This is a genomic window from Sporosarcina sp. P26b (assembly GCF_002743245.1).
In the GTDB taxonomy this organism is placed as follows: domain Bacteria; phylum Bacillota; class Bacilli; order Bacillales_A; family Planococcaceae; genus Sporosarcina; species Sporosarcina ureae_C.
The window spans coordinates 1-7,092 of record NZ_PDYW01000047.1 but is presented as its reverse complement, the minus strand read 5'-3'; the positions used below and the strand labels follow the sequence as shown (position 1 = coordinate 7,092).

The window sequence follows — 7,092 nt, the reverse complement described above, 5'->3', positions numbered from 1 at the left end:
TGACTAAATTTTATCAGAAGGTATCCTTTTTTTCTTCCTAAAACTAAAAAAATATATAAAAAAGAACGGACCCCATAAACTTCAATGGGTCCGTTCTTTTTCAATATGAGGAGGGTTTTGTCCCAGCCTCTTTTTATATAATCGTATGCACCTCTACATTAATTAATAGTGCATTGTGCACTTCCAACCATTAAAGTATAGGCGACAATAAACGAGATATCGATTGCTTAAACTTAATGAGCAATGATCGCTCTTCATAACGCTCTTTCGTCAGTTTCGAACTCAACTCAGTGTCTTGGCGGAATAGGTCAGTTAATTGTGACGCTACTTTCTCATCATAAACAATAGCAGTTACTTCGAAGTTCAAACGGAAACTACGTGAATCAATATTCATAGTACCTACTACTGCTACTTCTTCATCCACGACAATTGTCTTCGCATGTAAAAAACCATTTTCATACAACAATATTTTTGCTCCATAATTAAGCAAATCACCAACATAAGACCAAGTAGCCCAGTAAACAAACGGATGATCCGGCTTACATGGAATCATAATCCGCACATCCACACCAGATAATAATGCGATTTTACAGGCGTCCATAAAGCTAGTATCCGGGATAAAATAGGGTGTCTGAATGTAGACAGTCTTTTTAGCCGATAATAATAACTTGATGTACATATTTTTTAGATGTTCTGTCTCGGAGTTTGGTCCACTTGAAACAATCTGTACTGGACTAGTGCCACTTTGTTTTTCTGTCTGGAATAAGTAGTCTCCCCAATCACCTGGCTCTTTCTTACCCGCTTGATGCCAATCAAGAATGAACTTTCCTTGGATGTGATTGACTGCCCCCCCTGTCATCCTGAAATGTGTATCACGCCAATACCCAAATTTCTTATTAAGACCTAAGTATTCATCCCCCACATTGAAACCACCAATATACGCAATTTCACCATCAATAATACAGAGCTTCCGGTGATTTCTATTATTGACCCGGAAGTTCACTAGACGGAACATGGATGGAAAGAATACTTCTACATTTCCACCTGCTGCACGTAAATCATTATAGAATTTAGGTGGCGTCTTCTTGGATCCTACTTCATCGTACAAAAGTCGAACTTTAACTCCTTCTTTTGCCTTTTGAATTAGGAGATCACGCAATTTAGTACCTAAGGAATCGGACTGAATAATATAGTACTGAATATTAATCTCTTTAGTCGCCAAACTGATATCTTCGAACAACGCAGCAAATTTCGCATGTCCATCATCAAATATTTTTATATGATTATCTTTGGAAAGTAGTGCGTGAGAGGATTTTAAATTCATATGAATTAATTCCCTATGTTCTTTTAATAATGCATTATTTTCAAGTATGGCCAAGTTTTCGGGTAATAGTTGTTTATCCACTTCCGTTTTCTCAGCCTTTCTTTCTGCGGCTGAAAGATTATAGAAGTTTTTCTGTTTCAAACTGCGACCGAAAAACAGATAAATAAAGAATCCGGCAATAGGAATGAATACCAAGAGCATGATCCAAGCCCACGTATTTCCAATATCTCTTCTTTCGATAAATAATACTGAGGCCAGTAGCAGAATGTTTAATATGGTTATAACAGATAACAGAGTTGTTAGAATATTACCCAATTCCATACCGACCATCATTCCTCCAAGCTCTATCATTTCTTCCACCCCTTTCTATTAAAAGGTAGTCTTTAATATAGCATAGAGCCTACGCTATCGCAGTAATTTAAAATATACTATGTCTAGTATTTTAAATTGACTTCCTTATTACTATATTATTGAAAGGGTACGTATTGATACATAGAATGGCCGTTTTTAATGTAATTAATTCTTCTCGTAGCAAAAAGCCAGTCCTATGGGAGACTGACTTTTCTTTATAAGCAAACTCATACTATACAATCTCCTAGCTTATATAGTATAGGTTTAGTAATTTCCCGGGAAATGTCGCTAGTTATTCCTTCAATCTTTCAACTTACGCATCTCTTTGTATTAACGCTCTACTATTACCCGTGCCTAGCAAGTTCCAAGTGTTACACTATGACTAAGCTTCATCTTCCATACTTGTGAAAAACTCTTCCTTAATCCGTTTCCCATAAGCTTGTCCACTCTCTCCACGTTCTCTTGGAAACTCTTGCATAACAAGTGGCAAAACTCTTTCCCATAGTACATTCATCACATAGACATCCCTATCGAAATAATAGTCCAGTTCATTCAATGTTAATTGAAGGGACTTCGCATACTTTCGTTTTTCAGCATCCCAAACTGTCGAAACATTCTCTTTGATATAAGCGTCTATTTCATCTTCCGTTACCGTAATACCATAAGCTTCTTCCGCTATTTCCAGTGCATCTTGATAATGATCCGTTTGCTTCTCCGCAATTCCTTTTAGGAATGGTGAAGAGTGCTCCTCTCCTGTCAGATTATTGTTCACACGCAAACGAAACTCTGTCTTATTTGTTGAAAATGAGCTTTCAAGTTTGTTGCTACGAATACCAGATTGAATAGATGTCAGCTCTTCTACCATTTCAGGCATATCTTTTAACACTTTCTCAACCGATTGGTTCATTTGAGCATAATCAATTCCTATCGTTTCTATCTTCCGTTGTTCTGAACTTGCTGTCTGTTTGATCAACAACGTCCCGGCAATCAAGACAGTAAAACAAATCATAATGAGGTGAAACCGATTGCGAGCAGTCATGGTCATTCGCTCCTTCATTTGTTAGGTCGTTCTAGTATGTCATAGGTGTCTTGAATTATTTGTTGAATCCGCTGATTATCACTGAAAACTTTCCTCTATAATTCGACATTAAAAAACCCAAGACCCCGAATGAACCGGATTCTTGGGTGATGATTTATTTACGCACAGCAGGTGATTTTTCAATCATAAACGTTACTACTACGAATAAAGCAAAACTTACTAAAAGTACAGTACCGCCTACAATGTAAAGCACAAGAGAGAATACTTCATTGATATTAAACGGTTGAAGAAATTGTAACCACATGCCCGCGGTTAAACCAATTGCACCAATAATGCCCGTCCAGCCTTGAAGTGTTAATAACTTTCTTGCACGGACACGGTAAATCTTGTAGAACACTCCCCAAGAAAATACCGACAACCAACCCACTAACAAAATATGCGCGTGAATTGGACGAAACGCATAAGAACCTGCTCCCGCCATATGTGAACCTAAAACTGTACCTATCAAACCAAAAATTGCTGCAATACGTATCAATCGAATACTCCACTTTTCTTGCATACTATATTTCCTCCCATCATCTTTCTACTACACTCATTATAACTCACCAAGATGAACGGAAGATGAACTTCTGGTTACAGCTTTGGCAAGTGTATGATAAATTCCGTACCTTCACCAAGTTCACTGACTACTTCCACACGCCCATCATGGAGACGCACAACTTGTTCAACAATTGACAATCCAAGACCCGTACCTTCTACTTCACGCGTTCTTGAGTGATCTGCACGATAGAAACGGTCAAATATTCTATTCTTTGTTTCTTCAGTCATACCAATGCCGGTATCTTTAATCGAGAAAGTGACCTCATTTGACTGCTCGGTCAGCTGGATATCAATCGACCCTCCATCCGGTGAATACTTCAGGGCATTCGACAATAAATTCTCCCATACTTTCTCTAGAAATGCAGGATCCCCTTCAAAAATGATGTCGTCAACCTCAAGCATGACAGACATCTCTTTCTCTTGCACTAACCACTGGAATTTACGAACCGTTTCTCTCACTTGTTGATCCACGCGGAAGTCTTTTTTTTGCAGCGGTGATATCAATTGATCAAGCGACGTCAATAGTAGTAGCTGCTTAGTCAATGTCGAGAGTCGTTCCGTTTCAGATTGAATGATTCCTGCATATCGTAAACGTTCATCTGTCGGCAACGCTTCATCCGATAATAAATCCGCGTAGCCTTTAATATTTAGTAAAGGCGATTGGAAATCATGCGATACATCACTAATAAACGCTTTACGTATCTGATCATTCTCATTAAGACGATGAATCATCTGCTGAAAACTCTTCGCAAGCTGTCCAATTTCATCACTTCGATCAATAGACAGCTCACTAGTAAATTCTTCTTCGCCAACCTTTTTCGTTGCCTTAGTCAAAGCTACAATCGGCGCAATCAACTTACGCGCTACAACGAGCATCGATAGAATACTGATGATGGCCATGACGATCACCATACCACCTAGCAAATAGTGAATTTCTGTGAACAGCATCTTAATATCAGGTCGCAAGAACAATGCATATGTCTGCCCACCGTACGTAAAAGGTACTCCCACTGTATTGGCAGATTCATTGGAAAAGTATCCAGTCACAAATGTCTCCGCCTTTAAATCGCGCATACCGTGATATACTTCGCCAGCGTAGACGTTTTGAATCGCTTCTTCTTCGAGATTATTATCACGGAACGCTTCGCCATAGATAGTGGGGCTACTTGTCGGTGATATAACCAGAAGCTTATATCCCACATCGGCTAGCATATCAAAGTACGAGGATAGATCCATTCCATCATTTTCTTCAACAAAAGACGCAATCCCCTCAGCCACTTTGACATTCTTCGTATCGTTTTGTGCTTTTAAATATCGATGATAATACGTGTTCACTGAAAGAAAGGCTAGAATTGCACTTAGCATCATAATACCAACCGTCAACAGTAAAAACTTTCCGTACAGCGATTTCATTCAGAAACCTCAAGCTTATAGCCAACACCGCGAATCGTAACGATCTTCACCTGATCTGTTAGCTTCTCCAGCTTATCGCGCAACCGCTTAATATGCACACTCAATGTCTGCTCATCCCCTTCATAATCAAAGCCCCACACGCGCTCTACTAGCGCCTCGCGCGTGAACACTTGGCTATGACGTGATGCGAGCACCGATAGCAATTCAAATTCCTTCAATGGAAGCAACAACGACTTCTTTCCAAGCACAACTTCATAACTCTTTCGGTTAATCAGTAACGGTCCAACCTGAATCATCTGATCTACCGCTCTATCATAACGACGCAAAATGGCATGGATGCGGAACAATAATTCCTTCGGCTCAAACGGCTTCACCAAATAATCATCTGATCCAGCTAAAAAGCCGCGCTCCTTGTCCTCCATCTCACCCTTTGCTGTCAATAGCAACACGGGAATCTCCGTATCTTCACGGAGCCTCTTCGTCAGTTCATAGCCATCCATACCAGGCATCATCACATCCACCACAGCTAAGTCGGGCCACTCTCTGTCGACTACTTCAAGTGCCTCCAATCCATTCATCGCCTTCACAACGGTATATCCCGCCTGCCGCAAGTGAATGCTAACCAAATCTAAAATATGTATATCATCATCTACCACTAAAATCTTCATTTAGACCGCCCTTTCCTTCTCCACTCTGCATTCAATAGTCCTGAAAGAATAATAATCACTGCTGTTAAGTAAAACCATAACACAAGCATGATAATTCCTGCCAATTGTCCATACAGCCTCGAATAATCTACCCGTGATACATACTCCCCAAATAACAATGAAACAAACTGCCAGCCAAATGCTGAGAGTATTGCACCCGGTAACGCCTCTTTCCACTTCATCTTTCCAGTTGGCATCAATTGATAAAATAATAAAAAGAACAAGAACAAGAAAAACGTACCGAGTCCCCATTTAATATTCGGCCAAATATATAACCAGCCTTCCCATGCATCCAGCACATCATAATACGCAATCACGGTATGTAAAAGCTTTTCAATCAAAGGCAAAAATAGCGACATCGGAACGATAAGCATGAATAGAATCGTTACACCTATATTACGGATTATATTCACCCACAACGGCTGCTGATAAAGCCTCCTGTTTGCTAAATCCAATGATCGGGCAAAGGATTGGACCGCAACAGACGTCGTCCACAACGCGGCCAACGCGCTCAACACGAGCAACTTGCCATGACTTTTATAAAGCATAGACTGAACACTCTGCTCAATCAGCCGAAAAGACTCCTCTGGCACGAACGGACGTAATAACGCTAAAATACTAGCCTCTTGCACAGGCAGAAATTGTACAATCGATAGCACTACAAGTAAAAAAGGCAACACGGAAAGTAACATATAGTAAGCATTCTGAGCCGCCTGATCAAAAAAGCGTTCTTTAAAAAACCGCTTGATTATCGTTATAACCATAAAATCCCCTCCCCTGCTATCGTACGTCTCTTACTATCAATATACCCTAACTTTCCATAGACTATTAAGTTAAATGAGTTTTTGTAGGGGAAATAAATAGTCTGGTTTTTTTGTTTTTGAGAGTACATGACAGTGAGTTGCTGGTTCTGGAAGATAGTTCGTCTGTATTTTGGATAGAGAAGGGAGAGTAGTAAGTAAACACGTAGTGGGAGCTATGAGCGATCTTGGGGGTTGATAGAGCGGTGAGCGTGGTTGATAGAGCGGACAAGGTGAGGGATAGAGCACTTAGCGGCGTCAATAGAGCGTTCAACTGAGTAGATAGAGCGCTTGTGGTGAAAGATTGATCGACACATAGTTTTTGGTGGGAGTTAGATACATATTGAAGGCTATGAGCGGTTGCGGGGGATGATAGAGCGGTGAGCGTGTCAGATAGAGCGGTCACGGGGAAGAATAGAGCACCCAGCAACGCCAATAGAGCGGTCAACGCAGTAGATAGAGCGCTTATAGAGGATAATTGATCGACACAGATAATCATAGTGGAAAATGAAGGCTATGAGCGGTTTTCAGAGGCTATAGAGCGTTGAGCACGGCAGATAGAGCGGCCACGGCGAGGAATAGAGCACTCAGCGACGCCAATAGAGCGGTCAACGCAGCGGATAGAGCGCTCACGGAGAAAGATTGATTATACTGGATAAAAAGGTAACGCAATAACTAAAATGGGATCATCTCCTCTTTAATGCGATTAAATTCTCCCTGAAAACACAAAAAAGCCACTCCCCAAAGGGAATGGCTTCGCGTGCCTAGCAACGTCCTACTCTCACAGGGGGAAACCCCCAACTACCATCGGCGCTGAAGAGCTTAACTTCCGTGTTCGGTATGGGAACGGGTGTGACC

At 40.8% G+C, this 7,092-nt stretch carries 6 protein-coding genes and 1 rRNA gene; all 7 read right to left on the bottom strand.

All coding sequences use genetic code 11. The features are described from left to right. Positions 1–190 precede the first annotated feature (190 nt). Positions 191–1,645 (bottom strand): cardiolipin synthase, encoded by a 1,455-nt coding sequence (cls, locus tag CSV69_RS16225; RefSeq protein ID WP_099693978.1) that lies wholly within the window; start codon positions 1,643–1,645, stop codon positions 191–193. A gap of 412 nt (positions 1,646–2,057) precedes the next feature. Beyond that, positions 2,058–2,714: a hypothetical protein gene (locus tag CSV69_RS16220; protein ID WP_085427788.1), complete on the bottom strand. Its 657-nt coding sequence runs from the start codon at positions 2,712–2,714 to the stop codon at positions 2,058–2,060. A 154-nt stretch (positions 2,715–2,868) separates the two neighbouring features. Then, complete coding sequence (locus CSV69_RS16215; protein WP_085427787.1) at positions 2,869–3,273, bottom strand: hypothetical protein; 405 nt, start codon at positions 3,271–3,273, stop codon at positions 2,869–2,871. Between the two features lie 74 nt (positions 3,274–3,347). After that, positions 3,348–4,727, bottom strand: a complete 1,380-nt coding sequence (locus CSV69_RS16210; protein ID WP_099693977.1) for a sensor histidine kinase — start codon at positions 4,725–4,727, stop codon at positions 3,348–3,350. Continuing rightward, on the bottom strand, positions 4,724–5,395 hold the full coding sequence (locus CSV69_RS16205; RefSeq protein ID WP_099693976.1) for a response regulator transcription factor: 672 nt from the start codon (positions 5,393–5,395) through the stop codon (positions 4,724–4,726). The genes CSV69_RS16210 and CSV69_RS16205 overlap by 4 nt, the downstream gene beginning before the upstream one ends. Further along, positions 5,392–6,198, bottom strand: coding sequence for a YihY/virulence factor BrkB family protein (locus CSV69_RS16200; protein ID WP_085427784.1), 807 nt, complete (start codon positions 6,196–6,198; stop codon positions 5,392–5,394). The genes CSV69_RS16205 and CSV69_RS16200 overlap by 4 nt, the downstream gene beginning before the upstream one ends. A 798-nt stretch (positions 6,199–6,996) precedes the next feature. Beyond that, positions 6,997–7,092: ribosomal RNA gene (rrf, locus tag CSV69_RS16190) — 5S ribosomal RNA — on the bottom strand; the annotation flags it as partial.